At 67.5% G+C, this 20827-nt stretch carries 19 protein-coding genes; 13 read left to right on the forward strand and 6 right to left on the reverse strand.

All coding sequences use genetic code 11. The annotated features are described in order from the left end of the window. The first annotated feature begins 19 nt into the window (after positions 1-19). The 10 genes from AC1DIQ_RS06155 (at position 20) to AC1DIQ_RS06200 (ending at position 11831) form a co-directional block, all read left to right on the forward strand. On the forward strand, positions 20-1387 hold the full coding sequence (locus tag AC1DIQ_RS06155; protein ID WP_478049657.1) for a type II and III secretion system protein family protein: 1368 nt from the start codon (positions 20-22) through the stop codon (positions 1385-1387). Positions 1388-1454: 67 nt separating this feature from the next. Continuing rightward, positions 1455-2690: a CpaE/TadZ family protein gene (locus AC1DIQ_RS06160; protein WP_478049658.1), complete on the forward strand. Its 1236-nt coding sequence runs from the start codon at positions 1455-1457 to the stop codon at positions 2688-2690. Continuing rightward, complete coding sequence (locus AC1DIQ_RS06165; RefSeq protein WP_313211414.1) at positions 2675-4027, forward strand: TadA family conjugal transfer-associated ATPase; 1353 nt, start codon at positions 2675-2677, stop codon at positions 4025-4027. Before AC1DIQ_RS06160 ends, AC1DIQ_RS06165 begins: the two co-directional genes overlap by 16 nt. A 2-nt stretch (positions 4028-4029) precedes the next feature. Then, complete coding sequence (locus tag AC1DIQ_RS06170; protein ID WP_478049659.1) at positions 4030-4968, forward strand: type II secretion system F family protein; 939 nt, start codon at positions 4030-4032, stop codon at positions 4966-4968. A gap of 33 nt (positions 4969-5001) precedes the next feature. Further along, positions 5002-5952, forward strand: a complete 951-nt coding sequence (locus AC1DIQ_RS06175) for a type II secretion system F family protein (RefSeq protein WP_461769941.1) — start codon at positions 5002-5004, stop codon at positions 5950-5952. 5 nt (positions 5953-5957) lie between these two features. After that, the gene (locus AC1DIQ_RS06180; protein ID WP_461769942.1) at positions 5958-6872 is read left to right on the forward strand and encodes a tetratricopeptide repeat protein; all 915 of its coding nucleotides are present in this window, start codon (positions 5958-5960) and stop codon (positions 6870-6872) included. Then, positions 6869-7336: a DUF3613 domain-containing protein gene (locus AC1DIQ_RS06185; RefSeq protein ID WP_478049660.1), complete on the forward strand. Its 468-nt coding sequence runs from the start codon at positions 6869-6871 to the stop codon at positions 7334-7336. Before AC1DIQ_RS06180 ends, AC1DIQ_RS06185 begins: the two co-directional genes overlap by 4 nt. Positions 7337-7349: 13 nt before the next feature. After that, positions 7350-9521 carry a TadG family pilus assembly protein gene (locus AC1DIQ_RS06190; protein WP_282260992.1) on the forward strand — a complete coding sequence of 724 codons (2172 nt, stop codon included), beginning with the start codon at positions 7350-7352 and terminating at the stop codon, positions 9519-9521. Between the two features lie 92 nt (positions 9522-9613). Continuing rightward, entirely contained in the window at positions 9614-10333 is a 720-nt protein-coding gene (locus tag AC1DIQ_RS06195) for a DUF2968 domain-containing protein (protein ID WP_282260991.1), read from the forward strand. A gap of 118 nt (positions 10334-10451) precedes the next feature. Then, entirely contained in the window at positions 10452-11831 is a 1380-nt protein-coding gene (locus tag AC1DIQ_RS06200) for a serine hydrolase domain-containing protein (RefSeq protein ID WP_478049661.1), read from the forward strand. Between the two features lie 29 nt (positions 11832-11860). On the opposite strand, the gene AC1DIQ_RS06205 is transcribed toward AC1DIQ_RS06200, so the two are convergent. Together AC1DIQ_RS06205 and AC1DIQ_RS06210 are read right to left on the reverse strand one after the other, a co-directional pair. Then, positions 11861-12295, reverse strand: a complete 435-nt coding sequence (locus AC1DIQ_RS06205) for a hypothetical protein (RefSeq protein ID WP_478049662.1) — start codon at positions 12293-12295, stop codon at positions 11861-11863. Positions 12296-12422: 127 nt separating this feature from the next. Next, the gene (locus AC1DIQ_RS06210; RefSeq protein ID WP_478049663.1) at positions 12423-12890 is read right to left on the reverse strand and encodes an N-acetyltransferase family protein; all 468 of its coding nucleotides are present in this window, start codon (positions 12888-12890) and stop codon (positions 12423-12425) included. A gap of 5 nt (positions 12891-12895) precedes the next feature. Here AC1DIQ_RS06210 and AC1DIQ_RS06215 point away from each other — a divergent pair, with 5 nt between their 5' ends. Then, a complete protein-coding gene (locus tag AC1DIQ_RS06215; RefSeq protein ID WP_478049664.1) occupies positions 12896-13768 on the forward strand; it encodes an AraC family transcriptional regulator in 873 nt (290 codons plus the stop codon). Between the two features lie 79 nt (positions 13769-13847). Then, positions 13848-14486, forward strand: a complete 639-nt coding sequence (locus tag AC1DIQ_RS06220) for a LysE family translocator (RefSeq protein ID WP_478049665.1) — start codon at positions 13848-13850, stop codon at positions 14484-14486. A gap of 61 nt (positions 14487-14547) precedes the next feature. Here AC1DIQ_RS06220 and AC1DIQ_RS06225 read toward each other — a convergent pair whose 3' ends face one another. Further along, positions 14548-17271: a TonB-dependent receptor plug domain-containing protein gene (locus tag AC1DIQ_RS06225; RefSeq protein ID WP_478049666.1), complete on the reverse strand. Its 2724-nt coding sequence runs from the start codon at positions 17269-17271 to the stop codon at positions 14548-14550. Between the two features lie 164 nt (positions 17272-17435). On the opposite strand from AC1DIQ_RS06225, the gene AC1DIQ_RS06230 reads away from it, so the two are divergent. Continuing rightward, entirely contained in the window at positions 17436-18152 is a 717-nt protein-coding gene (locus AC1DIQ_RS06230) for an MgtC/SapB family protein (RefSeq protein WP_088433353.1), read from the forward strand. A gap of 75 nt (positions 18153-18227) precedes the next feature. Here AC1DIQ_RS06230 and AC1DIQ_RS06235 read toward each other — a convergent pair whose 3' ends face one another. The 3 genes from AC1DIQ_RS06235 to AC1DIQ_RS06245 all read right to left on the reverse strand — a co-directional run bounded on the left by AC1DIQ_RS06235 (position 18228) and on the right by AC1DIQ_RS06245 (position 20766). Further along, a complete protein-coding gene (locus AC1DIQ_RS06235; protein ID WP_478049667.1) occupies positions 18228-18995 on the reverse strand; it encodes a SapC family protein in 768 nt (255 codons plus the stop codon). Positions 18996-19120: 125 nt separating this feature from the next. Continuing rightward, a complete protein-coding gene (locus AC1DIQ_RS06240; protein WP_478049668.1) occupies positions 19121-19981 on the reverse strand; it encodes a hypothetical protein in 861 nt (286 codons plus the stop codon). Further along, positions 19978-20766, reverse strand: coding sequence for a CDP-diacylglycerol diphosphatase (locus AC1DIQ_RS06245; RefSeq protein ID WP_282259875.1), 789 nt, complete (start codon positions 20764-20766; stop codon positions 19978-19980). The genes AC1DIQ_RS06240 and AC1DIQ_RS06245 overlap by 4 nt, the downstream gene beginning before the upstream one ends. Between the last annotated feature and the right edge of the window lie 61 nt (positions 20767-20827).

Here is a 20827-nt window from a genome sequence, read left to right on the forward strand (position 1 = left end):
GCCCATGCCGAGACAGCCCATGACCGAACGCCCCACCCTCGCGCGCCGCTTCTCCCACGCCCTGCCGCGTTGCCTGCTGGCCGGCGTGTTGATCGGCAGCCCGCTGCTGGCCAGCGCAGAGGCGGAGCTGGTGCTGCAGACCCGCGAGCAGCGCCCGTGGTCACTGCCTGCCAACCTGGAGCGGGTGGCCATCGCCGACCCCAGCGTGGCCGACGTGGTGATGCTGCGTGGCCGCGAGGCGCTGCTGGTCGGCAAGGCGGCCGGCAGCACCACCCTGCTGCTGTGGCGTAATGGCAACCGCGAGCCGGAACGGCTGCAGGTGGAAGTACGCGGCGCCGTCCAGGGTGCACTGAGCGCACAGGGCGGTGGCACCGAGCTGATCGTGCAGGACGGTCAAGGCCTGCTGCAGGGCCTGAGCCCCTCGCTGCTGGACCACCAGAACAGCGTCAAGGCGGCGGCGATGGCGGTCGGCAAAGACGGTCAGCTGGCCGATGTCTCCACCATCGCCAGTGGCGGCGTGGTCCAGGTCGAGGTGAAGATCGTCGAGTTCAACAAGTCGGTGCTGCGCCAGATCGGCATGAGCTTCGGCAACAAGAATTTCAACCGCAACAACGGCTTCTACTACGGCATCACCCGGCCGGGCGCGACCTTGCCCGGCGTGTTGCCGGCAGGCGAATCGGCCGGCCCGGACGACGTCATCATCACCAACCCGCTTTCCTCGGCGTTCGGGCTGGTGTTCAAATCCCTCACCCACGGCTGGGACGCGAACATCGACCTGCTGCAGAGCAACGGCATGGCCCGGGTGCTGGCCGAGCCGACCCTGGTCGCGTTGTCCGGGCAGAGCGCGAGCTTTCTGGCCGGAGGCGAACTGCCGATCCTGGAGCCGCAGGGCCTGGGCACCACCACGGTGACGTTCAAGCCCTTCGGCATCGGCCTGACCGTGACGCCGACCGTGCTCGGGCCGAACCGCATCGCGCTGAAAGTCGCCCCGGAAGCCAGCGATCTCAACTACGCCGCCGGCATCACCTACAACGACGTGCAGGTGCCGTCGATCACCACGCGCCGCGCGGACACCACGGTCGAGCTGGGCGACGGCGAAACCTTCGTGATCGGCGGGCTGGTCAGCAACAACGTCAGCTCCAACGTGGACAAGGTGCCGCTGCTCGGCGATCTGCCGATCATCGGCTCGTTCTTCCGCACCCTCAACTACAAGAAGGAAGAGAAGGAACTGGTCATCATCGTCACGCCACGGCTGGTGCAGCCGCTGGCCCAGGGCACCGAAGTGCCGCTGCCGGGCCAGCGCGAGGCATCGCCGAACCTGCCGGTATGGGGTGCCTGGCTGCTGAGCCCGGCCTCCTCGGACCAGCTGCCCGGCTTCTCGCGCTGAGCCCAATGCCAGGAAGCCGCCCCTCATGTCCGCCACTCTGCAACTGGTCCAACCACGGGATGCTTCGATGAAGCTCGTGCTGTTTGCACCGGACCGCGAACTCGCCACCCTGCTCTCGGCGTTGCTGCCGTCGCTGGGCGTGGTGCAGTGGCTGGACAGCGCCGCACCGGCCTCGGCGCTGGAGCCGCTGCGCGACACCGGCTGCGTGGTACTGCTGGACTATCGGCACGAGCAGGCGGCGTTCTCCACAGCGTTGACCCGGCAACTGCAGGCGCAGGCGCCAGAGCTGCCGCTGGTGGCGATCGGCTCGACCCAGGCCGACCACATGGATGGCGTCGTGGCTGCGCTGCGCGCCGGGTTGCGCGATCTGCTCGATCTGGACAGCGCGCCGCAGGAGATGGAGGCGGTGTTGCGCCGTGCTGCCTCACTCGCCGTGCAGGGCCGCAGCAGCGTTCCGGCCACGCCATCGGCACGTGCACGCATGGTCCTGTTGCTGGGCGTGCGGCCTGGCGTAGGCAGCAGCACCCTGGCGGCGCACCTGGGGGTGCTCGCCCAGCAGACTGCCACGGCCCATCGGGCTGCCGCGGCAGAGACGGCGCCCGCCGGTGCGCAGACCCTGCTGCTGGATCTGGGCCAGCCCACCGGCGATCTGACGCTGTACCTCAATGTGGACCCCACCTTCCATTTCGACGATGCGTTGCGCAATGCCGGGCGTATCGATGCGACGCTGGCACGCACCGCGCTGGCGCATCACCCCAGCGGCGTCACCCTGCTCGGCCAGCCGCCGGGCATGGAAGGCGCCACGCTTGCGGACCCGGGCATGCTGATGCAGCGCCTGCGCAGTGTCTTCCACACCGTGCTGTGCGATCTCGGCGGTGTTCCGCTGCGCCAGTTGCCGGTGTCGCTGCTCAACAGCGCCGATGAGATCTGGCTGATCGCCGACCAGGCGATCGGCACCCTGGTCTCGCTGGACCAGATGCTCCGTCATCTCACCCAGGTGGGGGCACGCGATGCCCGCGTGCAGCTGATCATCAACCGCCACGACGATGCCAGTGGACTGAGCCCGGCGCAGATCGCCACCCGCTTCGAGCTGCCCCTGTTGGCAGTGTTGCCGGATCGTCCCACACTGCGCTCCAGCGCCAGCCATGGCCGCCTGCTGCTGCAGGATGCGCCACGCGACCCGTATGTGCGTGCCCTTGCCCCGCTGTTGTCGCACCTGGATCCGACGGCCCCCGCGCCGGCCAGGGGCTGGCGGGAACACCTCGCCCTTCGCCTGAGTGGTTCCCCATGGAAGACAAAGTGACCCCGTTCCCGACTGCCACCGCCCGCGCCGACGCCGGCACCGAGGCCGAGCACGGCGTGCAGCCGTTCGAGCAGTCCGAGCAGTACCAGAAGGTGCTGATCGCCGCACATGAGCATCTTCTCAACAGCATCGAGGACGAGCGCATCGATATCGATGCGTGGGCCCCGGACACCGTGTCGCGCTACGTGCACGCGCAGACCGCCGGCTTCGTCCACGAATGGCGGATCCCGATCAACGAAGCGGAGAAGGACATCGTGGCCACTGCGCTGGTCAAGGAACTGACCGGCTTCGGCCCGCTCGATGACCTGCTGCATGACCCGGAGATCGAGGACATCCTGATCAACGGCTACAAGGACATCCACGTCTCCCAGGGCGGCATGCTCAAGCGGGCGCCGCAGCGTTTCAGCGATGACAGCCACCTGCTGCGGATCCTGCGCCGGATCCTGGCCCCGCTCGGGCGCCGCCTGGACGAATCCAACCCGATGGTGGATGCGCGCCTGCCCAACGGCGGCCGCCTCAATGCCATCATCTCGCCGTTGGCCGTGGATGGGCCGATGGTCTCGATCCGCAAGTTCCGCAAGGACCCGTTCACCCCCGATGAACTGCTGCGCATGGGCACGTTCGACCGGCCGATGCAGGCGCTGCTGCATGCGATGGTCCTGGGGCGCTGCAACATCCTGGTGTCCGGCGGCACCAGTTCGGGCAAGACCTCGCTGCTCAATGCACTGGCCAATTACATTCCGGCCAACGAACGCGTGATAACCGTTGAAGACACTGCCGAGCTCTCGCTCAACCATCCACACGTGGTGCGCCTGGAAAGCCGGATCGGCGGCGCGGACGGCAACGGCGCGATCAGCATCCGCGACCTGGTCCGCAACAGCCTGCGCATGCGCCCGGACCGGATCGTGGTCGGCGAAGTGCGTGGCGCCGAAGTGCTGGAAATGCTGCAGGCGATGAATACCGGCCATGACGGCTCGATGGCCACCATCCACGCCAATTCGCCGCGCGACTGCCTGTACCGCATCGAGATGCTCGCCGGTTTCGCCGGCTTCCAGGGCAGCGAGGACAGTCTGCGCCGGCAGATCGCCAGCGCCATTGATTTCATCGTGCAGATCTCGCGACTGGGCAGCGGCCGCCGCGTGCTCATCTCGATCACGGAAATCACCGGCGTCACCGACAACATGATCGCCACCCAGGAGATGTTCCGTCACGAAGTGCAGATCGACGCCGATGGCAACGAGTACGACCGTTGGGTCGGGCTTGGCTTCCAGCCACACTCGCACAAGCTCGAACCGTTCCGCCGGCAGCTGCGCGAAGCACTGGGCGGAGGCTTCTGAGCATGGCCTTCGTCCTGCTCCTGTGCAGTGCGGCACTGGTGCTGATCGCCCTGGCCGTGGAGCTGTGGGGCGGCGCGGCCGCACGCGAGCAACGCCGGTTGTCATTGCAGCACGCCGAGCAGCGGCTGGCGCGTCCGGACACCTCGCCGCGCCTGGCAGGCATGGGTGACAGCCCGGGGCCGATGCCGGTGAGCACGGCACCGGCGGGGCTGCCGTGGGACGCGTTGATGCAGCGCGCTGCGCTGCCCACCGGTTGGCGGGTACCGCTGCTCATCCTCGCCGCCGCGGCGCTGATGGCCTGGATCGCCAGTGCACGCCTCGGCACGGTGTGGGCCGCGCCGATCATCCTGGTACTGAGCGCTCTGGCAGCCTGGTTCTGGGTATCGCGCCGCATCAACCGGCTGCAGACCAAGCTGTTGCGCCAGCTGCCGGACTTCCTCGACAACCTGGTGCGCCTGGCCGGTCTCGGCAACAGCCTGCAGATGGCCTTCCAGACATCGGCCGCGCAGATGCCGATGCCGCTGCGGGGCCTGCTCGATGCCACCCTGTCCTACACCCGCAGCGGCCTGGACCTGGACCGCGCCCTGGCGCAGGCCGCCCAGCCCTATCGGCTGGAAGCCTTGAATGTGCTCTCGGTGGTGCTGGGCGTCAGCGTGCGGATCGGCGGGCGCGCCGATCAGATCCTGCAACGCATGGCCGATTTCATGCGCGATCTGGATCAGGCCCAGCAGGAACTGATGGCCACCACCTCCGAGACCCGGATGTCGGCCTGGGTACTCGGTCTGCTGCCACCGATCAGTGCCGTCCTGATGGCGATCACCAGCCCGGATTTCTTCCAGCCGATCATCCACGAGCCGCTCGGCCACAAGCTGTTGCTGTGGGCATTGGGGCTGGAACTGATCGGCGGCTTCCTGCTGTACCGGCTGGCCAAATCCCTATGAGTGCCTGCCTGCGCGTCCAGATCGGAGGCCCGCATGACCAGTAGCAGCTGGTGGATCGCCACGTTGTTGGTGCTCGCCGCCGGCGTGGCGCTGTTGGGGGTGCGTGGCTGGGTGCTGAGCGGGCGCGAACAGCGCCACCAGGATGCGTTGCAGGCCGCATTGCGGCCGCGCGATGTGGCGGGCACGCCGGCCGCACCACCACCGCCGGCGGTGAGCCTGCGCCAGCGCTGGCTCAAGGGTGTCGCCGCGTTCGGCCAGCGCTTCAACGGCGGGCGTATCGAAGCGGCGCTGCTGGCTCCGGAAGACCGGCTGCTGCTTGATCAGGCCGGATGGAACACCCAAGCCGGCACCGCGATCTTCCTCGGCCTGCGCCTGTTGATCGCGGTCGCCACTCTGGCCGTGGTGCTGGCCTTCAACCACAGCACCGGCTTCAGCCGCGCGATGGTGATCTTCGGCGCGCTGGCCTTTGGCATCCTGCTGCCCAAGTTCGCCCTGCGCGCGTGGGCGATGCGCCTGCGCAAGCAGGTCTCCGCCGAGCTGCCGCTGCTGATCGACCTGTTGCGGCTGCTGCAGGGCGTGGGCTTCAGCATGGACCAGAGCCTGCAGACCCTCGGCGACAAACTGCGCAACGCGGTCCCGGTGCTGGGCCGGGAGATCCACCAGGCCAACATCGCCTACATGCATGGACGCAGCCGGGAGCAGTCACTGCGCCGCCTCAGCGAATCCTTCGATGACGAGGACCTGCGCAGCCTGGTGCAACTGATCCTGCAGGTCCATGCCCATGGCGGCGCGGTGCAGGAACCGCTGCGTCAGTTCAGCCTGCGCCTGCGCGAGCAGCGCCGTTCCACGCTCAAGGAGAAGGTCGGCAAGCTCTCGGTGAAGATGACCGTGGTGATGATGTTGACGTTGTTGCCGGCGTTGATGCTGGTGCTGGCCGGTCCGGCCATCATCGCCCTCGCCTCCGCCCTGACCAAACTGGATTGAACGCCATGCGCCACGCCGTGCTTCCCCGCCTCTGCCTGCTGCTCGCCGCGACGGCGCTCTGCGCGGCCTGTTCGAACGTGCGCAACGGTTATCGCCAGGACCCGATGGCGCTGGCCTCGCCCGAGGTGGCGCCGCAGGACGACAAGCAGCTGTACGTCGAGCTGATCTCCAAAATGCAGCAGCAGGGCGCCTTCTACGCCTCGCTGGCGCATGTGGAGGCATATCGCCAGCGCTATGGCGACAGCCCGCAGCTGCGCCTGTTGAATGCCGATGCACTGCGCGAAACCGGGCAGCGTGAAGCCGCACTGACCATGTACGGCAGCCTCACCAGCGGCCCGCAGGCGGCCGCGGCCTGGCACGGCATCGGGCTGATCGCCGCCCGCGACGGCGATGCGGTACGCGCCGAGCAGTCACTGGCCAAGGCAGCGCAACTGCAGCCGTTGAACACCGGCTACCTGGGTGATCTCGGCTTTGCCCGCCTGCGCGCCGGTGACTGGGCCCGCGCACAGGAGCCGCTGGCCAAGGCCGCCGAGTTGTCCCCGGGCAGCGCGAAAGCCAACGCCAATCTGGCGGTGTGGGCACTGCTGCGCGGCCAGAACGAGATGGCCGAGACGATCATGCGCAATGCACGCCTGACCGACGGTGCGCAGGCAGAGGTGCGCCGCCTGGCCGAGCAACTGCGCCAGCAGGCGACACCCGCACCGTCCGTGCAACGCGCGCCTGCCAGCGTCGCGGCAGCGCCCGCCGTGCCCGGGCCCGGGCACGGCGCCCTGCCTGCGCCGCACCCCGCTGCCCCGCGTCCGGCCCCACGCCACGTGGCGGTGGATACCGATCGCCGCACCAGTGCCGATGCGCGCCTTGCGCCATCGATGCTGGAACGCTTCAGCACGCCCTCTCCTGCCAGCGAGACCACGCCATGAGCCAGCTGCGTCGCCTACCTGTTCCGCTCCTGCACGCTGGCCTGCTGCTGATGCTGGTGACCTGGGCGGTGCCCGTGATCGCGCAGCAGGCACCGCTCACCGGGCAGATGCTGGGCGGGCAGGATGCCCCCACGGCCGTCACCACGCCGCTGCCCCTGCCCGCGCCCGCGCCCATTGAGCGCGTTGAGCCCGTACCGGCTTACGTGCAGCGTTCGCATGAATATGTGGCCGCCACAGCTGCCGAGCGCTACACGCCACCCGCACCGCCACCGCGCGGCGAGATCGGCCAGACCACCCGCGACCTGCTGCGCATGCAGGCCCAGGGCACCCATGCCGGGGCACGGCTGCCGATCCTGGGTGACCAGGCCGCCGCCAGCTACGCGCGCTACCTCAAGAGCTTCGAGCACGAGATTCCCGAGTTCCTCAAGACCAGCGTCAAGAAGGACGTCGCGGACACCAACTAAGGAGGGCAAGGCCATGCACCACTCCAGCGCCTACGCACCCCGGCCGTCCCGACGGCGGCTGCGCGGCGGGATGTCGGTCACCATGATGCTGGTGCTGCTTGGCCTGGTCGGCATGCTCGGCCTGGTCGAAGTGGGCTATCTGTACTGGGCCAAGCGCGATGCGCAGAAGGTGGTGGACCTGGCCTCGATGGCCGGCGCGCAGCGGCTGGACCTGTGCAATGCCAACCGCACGGACAACAGCGCCGCCCGCGGCAACGCGCAGAAGGACAACGGCTTCACCGGCACGCTGGCGATCCAGTGCGGCAACTGGAACCCGAGCCGCGGCGCGGACGATCATTTCAGCATGATCCTGGACGCGGCCAGCCCGCTCAACGCGGTCAAAGTGGTCGCGACGCGCTCGGTCGTGCCGTTCTTCGGCCAGAACACGCGCCTGCCCACGCTGCGTGCGGAGGCCGTGGCGACCCGCGCCCCGCCGATCGCGGTGTTCTCGGTGGGCTCGCAGTTGCTGCGGGTCAATGGCACGACGCCGTTGGGCAACGTGCTCAATCTGGTGGGTGTCAATCTGGACCGGACCACCCTGCTTGGCTATGACGGTTTGGCCCAGGCGAAGGTCAGCCCGGGCGGCCTGCTGCAGGCACTGGGAATTCCAGTCAACGCAAATATCGGCGTCGCCGAGTTCAACGCACTGCTGGCCGCCAACCGGGTCTCGCTCGGGCAGCTGCTGGATGCCACGGCCACCGTGCTGACCAACAGGGGTGTCGCCAACGTGGACCTGAGTGCACTGCGCGATGCACTCGCGGCAAAGCTCGATCTCAACCGACTCACTATCCAGCTGGGCAGCACCGATGCCGCGGGCGGCCTGTTTGCACACATCGTGGCTCCCGAAGGCCCGGCATCGCCGGCACTGCAGGCCGACGTCAGCGCATTGGACCTGATCACCACCAGCATCAGCATCGCCAACGGCGGCAACGGGGTCACGGTCAACAATCTGGACATCCTTGGCATGGTCAAAACGCAGGCGGCGATCATTGAACCGCCGTCCATCGCCATCGGCGGTGTCGGCACGCGCGCCTACAATGCGCAGGTCCGGCTGAAGATCAATATCGATACCGGCGGCCTGGCGCTGCTCGGCCCCATCCTCAATACGCTGGGCATCCGTCTGAACCTGCCGATCTATGCAGATGTGACCAACGCGATGGGCACGCTGGAAGCACTGAACTGTGGCGCCACCCCGCCAACGGCCACGGTGCGGGTGCAGTCGTCGCTGCTGCGCGCCTGCGTCGGCCGTGTGGATGCGGCCAGTCAGTTCTCGCAGCGCAACGTGTGCGATACCGGGCTGCAGAACGAGCAGCTGCTGACCCTGCTGGGGGCGCCGCTGGTCACCGACAAGATTTCCCTCACTGCGCTCACCCACGATGAAGCCATCACCCTGGCCGCCGGGGAAACCGCGTCCACTTACTTCAACCAGGCGCAGGTCGGATCGGCCGTCTCCGGCCTGGTGAGCGAGCTGCTGCGCGTTCTGAGCAACGTGGTCACCCCGGGCAAGCAGGGCACCACCGATGCTGCTATCGCCAATCGATTGGCGGACCAGTATCTCAAGGCGGCCAATCCAGGTAATGGGTTCTACGATGCCAAGAAGACCATCGAGCTGCTGCGCCATGGTGATCCGGTGCATGGCGTCGGTGCATTGGGCGACTGGACTGTACCCAATGGCGTGCCGTTCGCATGCGGGATTCTGTATCTCGATACCTGTTTCAAGGCGGGATCCGTCTGGGACGGCTACAACGCTACGGTCACCGGCGAAGGCATGGGAGCATTGAGCGGCCTGCTCGGCTCTCTGCTTGGCGGCTTGGTGATCAACCGCTGCAACAGCCTGCTCAGCAGCCTGCTCAACTACAACAACTGCGTGAAATCCAACCTGGCCTCCTACATGCAGACCCGGCCCGGCGGCCTGCAGGACCTCGGCGGCGGCACCGGGGTGACCGACCCCGGCACCGACCAGGTCCGCTGCAGCGGCCTGCTGTGCCTGGCACTGACCCCGGTGCTGGAGACCCTCAAGCCGCTCCTCAACGGCGTCGGCACCCTGCTCTCGCAGACCCTGGCCCAGATACTCGGGCTGGAGCTGGGCCGGACCGACGTGCACATGCAGTCCATCCAGTGCACCCCGGCGCAGTTGGTTTATTGACGCTGTGGCGAAGTGCAGACCACGCGATTGTGCGTGCTAGACTCCGGCGGGGACTTTACTTCACTGATAATCCACTCGTGGATGGCCTGAATATGCGAGAGAGAAAAGGGGTTGGTTCCATCGTCGCGCACGCGCTGACCGGTGGGATTGTGTTGCTGCTGACGTTGAGCGTCGTCCCGCAGGCCCTGGCCGCGCGCGCACCGCGTGCCGAGCCGGCCGTGGATGCCGCTGCGCGCCCGGCGCCGGTGGTCCGCAATACCGTGGATGAACTGCGCCAGCTGGTCGATTCCAAGCAGCTCACCGAGCTGCGCACCACCTATAACGGCAGTTATGGTGCCAGCCTGCTGTTCAATACCAGCACGCTGAACTATTACGTGGCGCTGTTCCACGAGAAGGATTTCTGGCGCGTGATCAAGACCGATTCGGTCGACAATGCCGAGAAGGTCTACCGCACATTCGTCGAGCAGACCGAGCAGCTGGCCCAGGTGTATATCGACACCACCCGCCTGCAGGCCGGCAAGCGCTATACCGAGAATCTGGTCGCTTACAACGAAGAGCGGTTGCGCAGCCTGCAGCAGGAAGCAGATCTCCAGCGCCAGCAGTCGTTGCAGGTCAGCGCTTCGCTGGAACAGGCCAAGCAGCAGGCGGTCAGCCTGAGCACGGACCTGCGCAGCAGCCACAGCGAACTGGACGCGCTCAACCAGCGCATCCAGACATTGCAGGCCCAGCAGCTGAACCCGGCACTATCGCTGCCCTCGGCCGAGACGGCCACGCCGGACCCTGCCCCGCAGGGCAACCCCGGCAACCCGTAACGGCATGACGCCCTGTAGTTGCAGGGCACGTGACAGACGGCGCCGAGGGCGCCGTCGTTCTTTCCGGTGCAGTACCCTTGGTGGCGCAGACGTACTGCGCATCAGCAAGGAGTGCACCATGCCCGTTCCACGCCCCCGTAGCGCCCTGTCCCGCGCGCGCGCCGCCCTGGTGTCCTCCCGCACACGGCTGGCCGCGGCCTTGGTTGCCGCGCTCGCCCTGCCGGTCGCCGCCCCTGCCGCCCCGGCCCCGCCCGCATCGCCGCCACTGTCGGCCGAAGCGTCCGATCCCAGGCGGCTGGGCTGGATGCAGGGCGCGCCGCCGCCGGAAGACAAGCGCATCCGTTACACGGATGACGACTATTTCAGCTTCCCCAAGCTGCGCTGGACGGCCTGCCATTTCCGCCAGTTGATGCCCACCGTGGGCGTCAGCCGGGGACCGGGTGCCGCGCATGACCTGCCGCGTCGGCTGGATGCCGCGATCGACGCGCTGTCGTTCACGCCCACCGGCACCAACCGTCAGATGACCTGGGCACAGTCGCTATTGGCCAACTACACCGACGGCATCGTGGTGCTGCACGACGGGGTGGTGGTCTACGAACGTTACAGCGGCTGCCTGGACGAGCACGGCCAGCACGGTGCGATGTCCGTCAGCAAGTCGATGACCGGCCTGCTCGGCGAGATGCTGGTCGCCGAGGGGGTGATCGATGAAACCCAGCGCGTCAGCGCGATTGTTCCCGAGCTGAAGGACAGTGCGTTCGGCGATGCCACGGTCAAGCAGGTACTGGAGATGACCACGGCACTGAGCTACAGCGAAGACTACGCCGACCCCAACGCCGAGGTCTGGGCGTTTTCCGCCGCGGGCAGCACCCTGCCCCCTGCCCCCGGCTACACCGGGCCGCGCAGCTATTACGATTACCTGCAGACCGTGCAGAAGCAGGGCCGCCACGGCGAGGCGTTCGGCTACAAAACGATCAATACGGACGCGCTGGGCTGGATCATCGCCCGGCGTACGGGGCAGTCGGTTGCACAGGTGCTGCAATCGCGGATCTGGCAACGCCTTGGCGCCGAGCAGGACGCGTACTACACCGTTGATTCCACCGGCACGCCGTTTGCGGGCGGCGGCTTCAATGCCGGCCTGCGTGATCTGGCCCGCGTCGGCCAGCTGCTGCTTGACGATGGCAAGATCAACGGCCAGCCCATCGTGCCCGCCGCCGCGATCGCCCGTATCCGCGCTGGCGGCAACAAGCAGGCCTCCGCCAAGGCCGGCTATCCCCAGCTGCCGGGCTGGAGCTATCGCGGCATGTGGTGGATATCGCACAACGACCATGGCGCCTACATGGCGCGCGGCGTGCACGGCCAGGCGCTGTACATCGATCCCACCGCACGCGTGGTGATCGCGCGGTTCGGCTCGCACCCGGTGGCCGGCAACAGCGCCAATGACCCGACCACCCTGCCGGCGTTCGATGCCGTGGCGCGCTATCTGATGGACCGCCACTGACGGCAGTGACTGCCGACGATGCCTGCACCTCATCGGCAGGCATCGTGCACCAGGTCATCCATCCGCCGGCTCAGTGCCAGGCTCGGGCGGTCACCCGCCTTTGCGTAGGTTGCCTCGCGCTGGCGGCGCGCGGCATCGCACCGGAGCGGATCGGCATGCACCGAGATCACTGCGCCCCGGAAGGCGGGCGCCGGCCGCACGTTGCGGCGCGGCGACCGGCGCGGGCGCGCCGGTGCGGTCTCTGCGCGCCGTTTGGACTTGAGCTCCTGGCGAAGCGATTCGATGTACAACGCATTGGCGCGCGTATCCACAGGCGGCGGCATGTCACGGATGCGCTCGGTCCGGCCGCTGCACGGCGTGGACTGGTACTGACGGTTGCCTTCCACGACACAGGTGTGCACCTGCCGCGGAGAAGCCTCGCTCGCTGCAGCGCTCATCATGATGGCCAACATCCACACAGGCATGGCTCAGCTCCCTCCAGGAGGCTGCAGCATCTCCCCGGCCCATCATCCCCGGCCGTGACCTGCCGCACGCTGGACGCGCGACGCGGATGATCCCGACACGGAGTCAGTCCTACGCCCTACCCCGATCCTACGGCGTGGCGCCCACGTGCAGCTCGAGCACCTCATCGCCCAGCGCATCGATCTCACCGGTCGGCCGCCAGCCGAGATAACGATAGAACCCGTGCGAGCGCACCGCCGGATCCGCTGCACACCCCAGGATCAGCCGCGTATGGCCCGCCTCGACCAGATCGGCGATGGCCAGATCCAGCAAGTGCCGACCGATGCCCCGCCCTTCATAGGCCGGCAGCAACGCCAGGACCACGATCTCGCCGCCTTCGCGATCGCCAAAGCAATAGCCGACCATCCGCCCGTCTTCGAGTGCGACATGCCCCGGCAATGCATCGTCACGGATACCGGCCGCCCAGCTGTCTTCGGTGATGCCCAGTTCGGCCAGCTGAGCGGCGGAGAAGGCGTTCTCGCGGGTGCGTCCGCGCAGATCGATGCAGGCAGCGGCGTCGTCTGGCAGCGCACGGCGGTAGTGAAGGTGATTTACCATGGCGCATGGATTGCAGTGAGTTTCAGGCGGTGAGCATACGCGAGCGCCGCCCTTCCGGCCGCATTGCCTCGGATAATGACGTCTGGCGCGACCCCCGGCTGCCCTGGGTTGAGTCACGCCGCGCGTGCAACAGCCGGGCCTGTTACCGCCCGCACAGTCATCCAACCTGGTCGATCGGCGCCGTGGACGCGGGTGAGAGCATTTTCAGCGGCGCGCCTGGCGGACAGCACCGCCTTCAACCAGGCACCTTGGTCATCGTGCCGGCGCACCGTGTACACGCCTGCAATCCGGCGCCCAACACCGCCTGGAGCTATCAGATGCTGCATCTGGATGCGGCATGGGTGGCGGCAGTCACAGAAGACATGCAATCCATCGACAAAAGCGCCCCAACGGCGCCGCTGATCCGGATCGACCGCAGCCTTGCGCGCTACCGGACGTTCTGCGACATGAATGCCCTGCTGTTCTCCGGTGCCGATCCCGGAGAAAAAGAAGCAGCCATCGTCGCTTTCATCGACGATCTCGACGTCACTGCCGGGGCGCCGGTTCCCGCCCCGGACGCAAGCGCAGCGCAACACCGGCGACTGCAGCCAGCACTCGCCCTGCTGGATGCCGCGCCGATGTCGAGCGTATCGCTGGCCGATCTGGCCACATGCACGGGGATGGACCGCTACGCGATGATCCGGGCGTTTCGCAAGGCCACTGGGCTGACGCCACATGCCTGGCAGCTCAATCGGCGGATCAATCTCGCCCGCGAGCGCCTTGCTCAAGGGCAACCGCTGGCCGAGGTCGCACACGCGCTCGGCTTTGCAGACCAGAGCCATTTCCAGCGCCTGTTCAAGGCTCACGCCGGTATTACGCCAGGCCGTTATCGCCGCTGAGTACTGCGCAATATCGTGCAATACATCAACCCGCAACACCGGCACAGTCAGGCGCCCCGTTGAAGCCTGCCTACCCCCCATGGAACAGTTTCTGCTCGTTGCTGCCGTGCACTTTCTGGCGTTGCTGTCGCCCGGGCCGGACTTCTTGCTGATCACCCGCACCGCAATCCGTCAGGGCTGGCGTGTTGCAAGCGGCGCCTGCATCGGGGTCGCACTGGCCAATGGGGCCTATATTGCGCTGGCATTCTTCGGCGTCGCGGGGCTGCAGGCGGGCAGCGCGCTGTTTCAGGTGATCCAGATAGCGGGCTGCGCTTTCCTGCTCTACATCGGCCTGCTGTTCCTGCGCCATGCCGGGACCGCCTCACTGCGTCTGCCGGGTGAGCAACCGGCGGAGCTGTCCCGCCTGGCACAGCGTTCGGCGTGGTTCCGAGCCCTCGGACTGGGCGCCACCTCCGCCCTGCTCAACCCCAAGAACGCCTTGTTCTACGCCAGCTTGGCGGCCATGTTGGGTGGGCCGGACACTACCGCCGGAACACGGCTGCTCTATGCGGTGTGGATGTTCGCGGTGGTGCTCGGCTGGGACCTGTTGATGGCCGGTATGGTTGGGCGCGCGGCAGCGATGGGCCGATTCAACGCAGCGCTGCCGTGGATCGAGCGCCTGTCTGGCGTGCTGCTGATCATCCTGGCACTGGCGGTATTGGGCGCGATGGTGATCTGAGCAGCTTCGACGCCTGTGACCCAAACGCAGCGGGCCCGGCATTGCCGGGCCCGCGAGCGGATTACAGGAAGCGGTAGTCGAACTCCAGCCACAACTGACGGCCGTAAGGGTCGTAGTTGCCGACCGGGTAGAACGGCCAACCACCGCCGTTCTTGTCTGCCGGTGGGCGGCTGTCACGCAGGTTGTTGACGATCAGGCCGAGCGTGGCGTTGTCGTTGAGCTTGCGGTACAGGCTGGCGTTGTAGGTCATGTACGGCGCGATGCGACCACTGCCGTCCGTCTTCGGCAGCGAGCCGTAGCGCATGCCGTACAGGGTGGCGGTCCAGTCGTTGATCGCCCAGGTGACGCTGCCGTTGACCTTGCTGCGCCACTGGTAGGAATCCAGCGAGTTGCGCTGGTCCTGCACGTCATCGCCAGCGAACTGGCGGTAGCTGTGATCGATCACCAGCGAGTACGCGACGCGGGCCGAGAAGCGACCATAGCGGCCCGCGTCCCAGCGCAGGTTCGACTTCAGGTCGATGCCGCGCACGGTTTCGGAGGCGGCGTTGATCGGATTGATCAGCACGCGCACCACCTGGTTGGGCTGCACGGCGGCATCGGCCGGATTGCGGATCACGCGACGCAACGCGTCCTGGCATTGTGCCGAGCCGATGTCGCGTGCGTCGCCACCCACGGTCTGGCCAAGGCGGCAGTCCGCTTCGTCCTTCAGGATGCGGGTGGCATCCAGGTTGGTGACCTCGTCATCGATGCGGATGTCGTAGTAGTCGGCGGTGAAGTCCAGGTTGGCCGACGGCGACCACACGAAGCCCAGACCGTAGGACGTAGCGGTTTCCGGCTGCAGTTGTGGGTTGGCGCCACTGGTGTAGTCGATCGCCAGCCCGCTGAAGTCGCAGTCATCGTATGCCTGCCCCGCACTTCGGCAGCGCCAGTAGTCGGTCATGCCGGGGTTGTAGCCGCGCGTTTCGGTGGCGAACACGTAGTTCATGTCCGGCGCACGGAAGCTGGTCGCTGCACTGGCGCGCAGCAGCAGCGTATCGAACGGACGGAACTCCAGGCCCGTGCTCCAGGTCGTCTTGCCCAGGTGGTCCCCGGCGGCGCGGTACTGGTCGTAACGGCCGGCGACGGTAGCGGTCAGACGCTCCAGCAACGGCAGCTGCAGTTCCACGCCGGCCGCATAGCGGTCACGTTCGCCACCGGCGGGAATGCCGGCGTTGAGATTCCAGAACACCCCCTGCGCCAACGCCGGGTCCGGGCGGTTGCTGTAGCCCTGGCTGCCGGCTTCGACGACGGCTGCCAGCGCGGCACGGCCGCCGGGCAGATCGAACAGCTGGCCGTTGACGCTAACGCTGGCCGTCTGCAGCCACGCGGCGTTGCGGCTCTCGTAACGGTCCGACAGGCCCTCGTATTCGCCTGGAGTCAGCGGCTGGTACAGGCGCGACGGATCCGGTGCGTAGACCTCCACGCCGTTGCGGGTGCCCAGCTGCGGGCCGAGCAGGTACTCGTTGATACCGACCAGCAGCCCCGGGCGCTGCGTCCTGTTCTCATAGCGCGAGCGGCTGTAGGCCGCTTCGTAGTCCCAGTCCGAGCTGCCGATGCTGCCGCGGGCGCCCACGTTGAACGACCACGACTGCTCCAGGAAACGGTTGGCATTGCGCTGCACCCCACCGATCTCTTCGGGCGCGAAACGCCGGTACCAGCTTTCCAGCTGGCCACTGTTCTGGTTGTAGAAATAATTGCGCGAAGAGGTCCAGCTCGGTGCGCGGGTGTTGTTGTAGATGCGCGCGGTGCCGATGGCCGCATCGGCGAACAGTTCCTGGCGATCATTCAAGCGCCAGGTCACCGCGCTGTACGCGTCGATGTTGCGCTTCTCGGTCTGCACGGTCCAGAACGTGGGCGCGGCTTCATTGCTGCCGCAGTACCAGCCCTGGCGCGGATTCTGCGCACGGAAGACGCTGCCGCCATACAGCGTGCTGGAGGCATCGCAGCCGTCGGTGCCGGGATCGATGTAGTTGTTGGTGGAGGCGTTGCGGCGATAGGCCACGGCCGTCGCGAGCGGCGCCACGCCGCGCGGATCGTCGGTCAGCGAATCCATGAAATCGCGCTGCGAACCATAGATCGCCTTGCGGTTGGCGATCTCCAGGCCGAAGATCGCGTCCCACTGCTCGCCCGAGCCGCCGCCGACCGCCTGCAGGCGCTGGTTGTCGCCGCCCCCCTGTTCGGTGGTGCCGGCGCGCACATTGATGCCGACGCCGTCATAGGTCTTCTTCAGGATGATGTTGACCACGCCGGCGATCGCATCGGAGCCATACACCGCCGAGGCACCGCCGGCCAGCACTTCGATCCGGTCGATCAGCGCACTGGGAATGTTGGCCAGGTTGACCACATTGACCGAGCCTTCATAGGCCAGCGGGTAATCCGACTGGCGGCGACCGTTGACCAGCACCAGCGTGCGGTTGGGGCCGAGGCCGCGCAGGTTGATGGTGTTGGCGGCGGGGGTGAACGTGTTGCCGAAGTCCTCACCCTGCACATTGCCGGTGTTCTCGGTCAGTGCGCTGAGCGCTTCGAAGGCGCTGCGGTAGCCCTGCGCCTCGATCTGTTCCTGGGTGATCACGGTCACCGGGGACGGTCCTTCCACACTGGCGCGGGGAATGCGCGAGCCGGTGACCGTGACCGCATCGAGCTGGGTGGGCGCATCGGCGGCGTGGACGACAGCGCCTGCGCCGAGCAGGGGCAACAACGACAGAACCAAGGCCCGCCGACGCAGCGGGCGATACAGCACAGACATGCAGACTTCCGGTAAAAGAGGTACGTCCCGGCGCGGACAGGCCCGTGCCAGAGCGTAGTGAGGGAGGGGCCGTGATTCTGCTGAACAGGCAGAAAAGGGGGAAATGACCGGCCGGGATATGCTTATCGGGATTTCGCCTAAGCCCTGCCCTGCAAGGACTCCGCATGCGCTTCATCCAGACCTTCGAGCTGTATCCCTTCCTGGACACCGTGGTCAGCCTGGTGGCCGCGTTCGTGCTCGGCACCCTGATCGGCGCGGAACGGCAGTACCGCCAGCGCACCGCCGGGCTGCGCACCAATGTACTGGTGGCAGTCGGCGCGGCCGCCTTCGTGGATCTGGGCATGCGCATCGCCGGCAGCGCCGAAGCCGTGCGGGTGATCTCCTACGTGGTCTCCGGGGTCGGCTTCCTCGGCGCCGGTGTGATCATGAAGGAAGGCATGAACGTGCGCGGCCTGAACACCGCGGCCACCTTGTGGTGTTCGGCGGCGGTCGGCGCCTGCACCGGTGCGGACATGCTGGCCGAGGGCGCGCTGCTGACGGTGCTGATCATCGCCGGCAACACGCTGCTGCGGCCGCTGGTCAACGCGATCAACCGCATTCCGATCAACGAGGCCGCCTCCGAGGCCACCTACGAGGTCCGCCTGAGCGTGGACCCTGCCGCCACGCCCTTGGCGCGCGAGCGCCTGGTGGACGCGCTGGAAGCCGCGCAGTACCCGGTCAGCGACGTGCAGGTGATCGAGCACGGCGACGGCCCGGTCGAACTGGTGGCGATCCTGGTCAGCACCGCCGTCAGTGCCGACGAGCTCGATGCCGTGATCGCGCGCCTGCAGCGTCAGCCCGGTGTGGTGCATGCCAATTGGGAAGTCAGCACCCGCGACTGAGCACCGCCCTGCCCCCGCACAACGAAAAACGGCGGCCTGCGGCCGCCGTTTTCGTCATTGCGCGTGCGCCTGGACTCAGGCGTCGGCAGGCAGCGCGCTCTGGCGGCTCACCAGTGCGCTGAAACGTGCCAGCGAGCTCAGGTGATGATGGACCAGCGCCAGCCAGCCACTGCGGTGCCAGGCCACGACGGTGGCGTCCGGCAGCGCGGCGAACTTTTCCACGTCCACGACCTGGAAGCCGTTGATCGACATCTGCCGGCCATCGGCCAGGGTGACGTCGATGTTGCGGTCGATCAGCAGTTCGTTCTCGATCAGCGCAGCGGTGAAGCGACGGGTCTGATCATGCTCGCGCGTGTAATCGCCGCAGAAGCGCATCGCGTTGTCGACAATCTCGGTCGCCTTGCCATCCTGGAACAGCGGCACGCCGTCCTCGCTCTGGCCCTGGTTGACCTGCTTGGCGGCCGAGTCGAGCGCGAGCACGTACTCGTCCTGCTCACCGGCCTGCATGAACACGAACGGGTAGCGGCGCACGTACGCCGGCACGTAGCTCTGCTCGTCCCATACGCCATCGGCAACGAACAGGTTGCGCTGGGCCAGGCCGACGGCCACCAGCGGCATCGCGTCCTTCCCGGTGAAAATGATCGGGTAATGCTGGGCCAGCGAGCCGAACTCGCCGATCACGGCGGGGATCGCATTGGTGTCGGCAGCAAAATGCGCGGTGTCGGGCACCAGGCGCCAGGCGGCATGCAGATCCGAGCGCAGCGGCACGGGCGCTTGGTAGAACAGCGGACCGGTGGCCTGGGACGGCGCAGCGGCGGGCGGAGTCGTGGTTTCAGCAGTCATGGATTAAGTCGGATACGACGCGCCAGTCAGCCCGGGCGCGAAAGCGGGAACCGCATTGAACGGCCACTATAACGTGCCACGTCCGCGGTTTTTATTTCAATCGCGCGTTGGATTCCCGCGCCCCACTACAGTTCGGTGAATTCGCTGCAGTCCGGCAATGCCTGATCGGCCATATAGGCACCGTTCTGGAAGCGGTACACCCGCTGATACGAGCAGGCCGGATCCGACACGGTGCGCAGTTCCGACGTTTTTACCCGGCCATGCGCAAGCGAATCCTGGTTGCGTGAGGCAAACGCAGGAAACCGGTGCGCGTGCGTTTGATAGTGCAGCACCGGCATGCCCTCGCCAGCCGGATCCAGGCTCAGCGCTGCATCGAAACCATACTCGTCGTGACAGGCGCCGGCGCGGAGGTCCATATCACGCTCGCTGAAGCAGGCGCGGATGCTGGCATGGCCCTGCACCGGCAGCCGCAGCACCTCGCCAGAGTCGGCGTCGGCGTCGGCTGCGTGGCGCATGACGCGCGCCACGACCCGCTCGGTCACGCTGGCGCCGCCGCCGGAGTACATCGTGCTGGCCTGGGCATCCACGCCGACCAGTACACCGCCCCCCGCGGCCGGGCCAAGTTCGACCAGGGCCGGCCAAGGCTGCAGGCCGCCCTCGGCGTTGCCGATGGCCAGCGCGATCGCGCGGCGGGAGATATCCCTGCCAGCGGAGCGCTCACGCACGATCAGCACCACCTGTTCCTCGTCGTCGCCCGGCTGCACGCGCACGCACCAGTGCTGGTCCGCGCTGCAGTACCAGCGCGGGTCGAACCCTTGGTCGCCGGCCGCCGCATCACTTGCCCCTGCAGGCGCTGCCGCGAGCGGTATCAGCCGATTGCCGGACACGTCCTGCAGGCGTGCACCCGCGTCATCCGCCGCTGCCCAGCACAACGCGGGCAACGGTGGCAGCACCATCCATACCGCCCACGCCCAGGTGCGCCTCACAGCACGCCCTCCAGCGGCCCGGTTGCACCGGTCAGCACGGCGCAGGCATGGTCCTGGAGTTCCTCGCCACTGGCTTTGTTGCCCGCTGCCAGGTCCAGCCGGGTGGCCAGCAGCACGAAGCCCGGGGCACCGGCGGGGTCCGTCTGCCCGGCCACCACCAGCGACCAGTTGCCGATATCGGCAGGCTCGGCCAGATGAGCGGCCAGCAGACGGACCGGATTCGCGGTGAGCTCGGCACCCGGCAGCTGGCGGGCGAGATAGGCATGCCCGCGCAGCGGCTCCGGCAGTGGTTGCCAGTCCGCGCCGATGGAGGGCTGCAGCCGGCGCAGCTGGGTCAGGACATCCGCCCGCAGGCAATCCACGTGGATGTGCAACTGGTGCTGGGAGCGCCCATGCGGGGAGTTCAAGGCCAGGCTGGCCACGTCGCGCGGCAGGGACCGGCCCAGCGCCTGCTCGGTGTGGCTGCGGGCGGCCCAGGCCGCGGCGAAGTAGTTCGGTGCTCCGGCCCGCAGCAGCGCGGGGCTTTCGATCCCCGAGACCCGGTCCAGCGGCAACACCAGGAATTGGTAGTGGCCGTGCGAATCCTTGAGCAGCACATCGCGGCGCTGCGCCTCGGCGGCCACCGCCAGGCAGCTGCCACGGGGGGCGGCATCGCCGGCACAATCGCGCTGGATGATGCCCCACAGGGCGTCTGGATTGGCGGGCGGTTTGGCCGGTGGCCGGGCCGGCGTGGCGCAGGCGGCCAACAGCAGCAGCGCACAGGACAGGAAGAATCGGGCGATCACGGACAGGCTCGGACAAGGATGCGGGCCCGGCCGGCACGGCCGGTGGGCGGGCGCGATTGTA

The organism is Stenotrophomonas sp. 05L413 (assembly GCF_056397945.1).

Excerpts from the sequence above, each read along its gene's own strand:
- AC1DIQ_RS06155 (WP_478049657.1), top strand. The coding sequence starts at position 20 with ATGACCGAACGCCCCACCCTCGCGCGCCGCTTCTCCCACGCCCTGCCG.
- AC1DIQ_RS06160 (WP_478049658.1), top strand. The coding sequence starts at position 1,455 with ATGAAGCTCGTGCTGTTTGCACCGGACCGCGAACTCGCCACCCTGCTC.
- AC1DIQ_RS06165 (WP_313211414.1), top strand. The coding sequence starts at position 2,675 with ATGGAAGACAAAGTGACCCCGTTCCCGACTGCCACCGCCCGCGCCGAC.
- AC1DIQ_RS06170 (WP_478049659.1), top strand. The coding sequence starts at position 4,030 with ATGGCCTTCGTCCTGCTCCTGTGCAGTGCGGCACTGGTGCTGATCGCC.
- AC1DIQ_RS06175 (WP_461769941.1), top strand. The coding sequence starts at position 5,002 with ATGACCAGTAGCAGCTGGTGGATCGCCACGTTGTTGGTGCTCGCCGCC.
- AC1DIQ_RS06180 (WP_461769942.1), top strand. The coding sequence starts at position 5,958 with ATGCGCCACGCCGTGCTTCCCCGCCTCTGCCTGCTGCTCGCCGCGACG.
- AC1DIQ_RS06185 (WP_478049660.1), top strand. The coding sequence starts at position 6,869 with ATGAGCCAGCTGCGTCGCCTACCTGTTCCGCTCCTGCACGCTGGCCTG.
- AC1DIQ_RS06190 (WP_282260992.1), top strand. The coding sequence starts at position 7,350 with ATGCACCACTCCAGCGCCTACGCACCCCGGCCGTCCCGACGGCGGCTG.
- AC1DIQ_RS06195 (WP_282260991.1), top strand. The coding sequence starts at position 9,614 with ATGCGAGAGAGAAAAGGGGTTGGTTCCATCGTCGCGCACGCGCTGACC.
- AC1DIQ_RS06200 (WP_478049661.1), top strand. The coding sequence starts at position 10,452 with ATGCCCGTTCCACGCCCCCGTAGCGCCCTGTCCCGCGCGCGCGCCGCC.
- AC1DIQ_RS06205 (WP_478049662.1), bottom strand. The coding sequence starts at position 12,295 with ATGCCTGTGTGGATGTTGGCCATCATGATGAGCGCTGCAGCGAGCGAG.
- AC1DIQ_RS06210 (WP_478049663.1), bottom strand. The coding sequence starts at position 12,890 with ATGGTAAATCACCTTCACTACCGCCGTGCGCTGCCAGACGACGCCGCT.
- AC1DIQ_RS06215 (WP_478049664.1), top strand. The coding sequence starts at position 12,896 with ATGGATTGCAGTGAGTTTCAGGCGGTGAGCATACGCGAGCGCCGCCCT.
- AC1DIQ_RS06220 (WP_478049665.1), top strand. The coding sequence starts at position 13,848 with ATGGAACAGTTTCTGCTCGTTGCTGCCGTGCACTTTCTGGCGTTGCTG.
- AC1DIQ_RS06225 (WP_478049666.1), bottom strand. The coding sequence starts at position 17,271 with ATGTCTGTGCTGTATCGCCCGCTGCGTCGGCGGGCCTTGGTTCTGTCG.
- AC1DIQ_RS06230 (WP_088433353.1), top strand. The coding sequence starts at position 17,436 with ATGCGCTTCATCCAGACCTTCGAGCTGTATCCCTTCCTGGACACCGTG.
- AC1DIQ_RS06235 (WP_478049667.1), bottom strand. The coding sequence starts at position 18,995 with ATGACTGCTGAAACCACGACTCCGCCCGCCGCTGCGCCGTCCCAGGCC.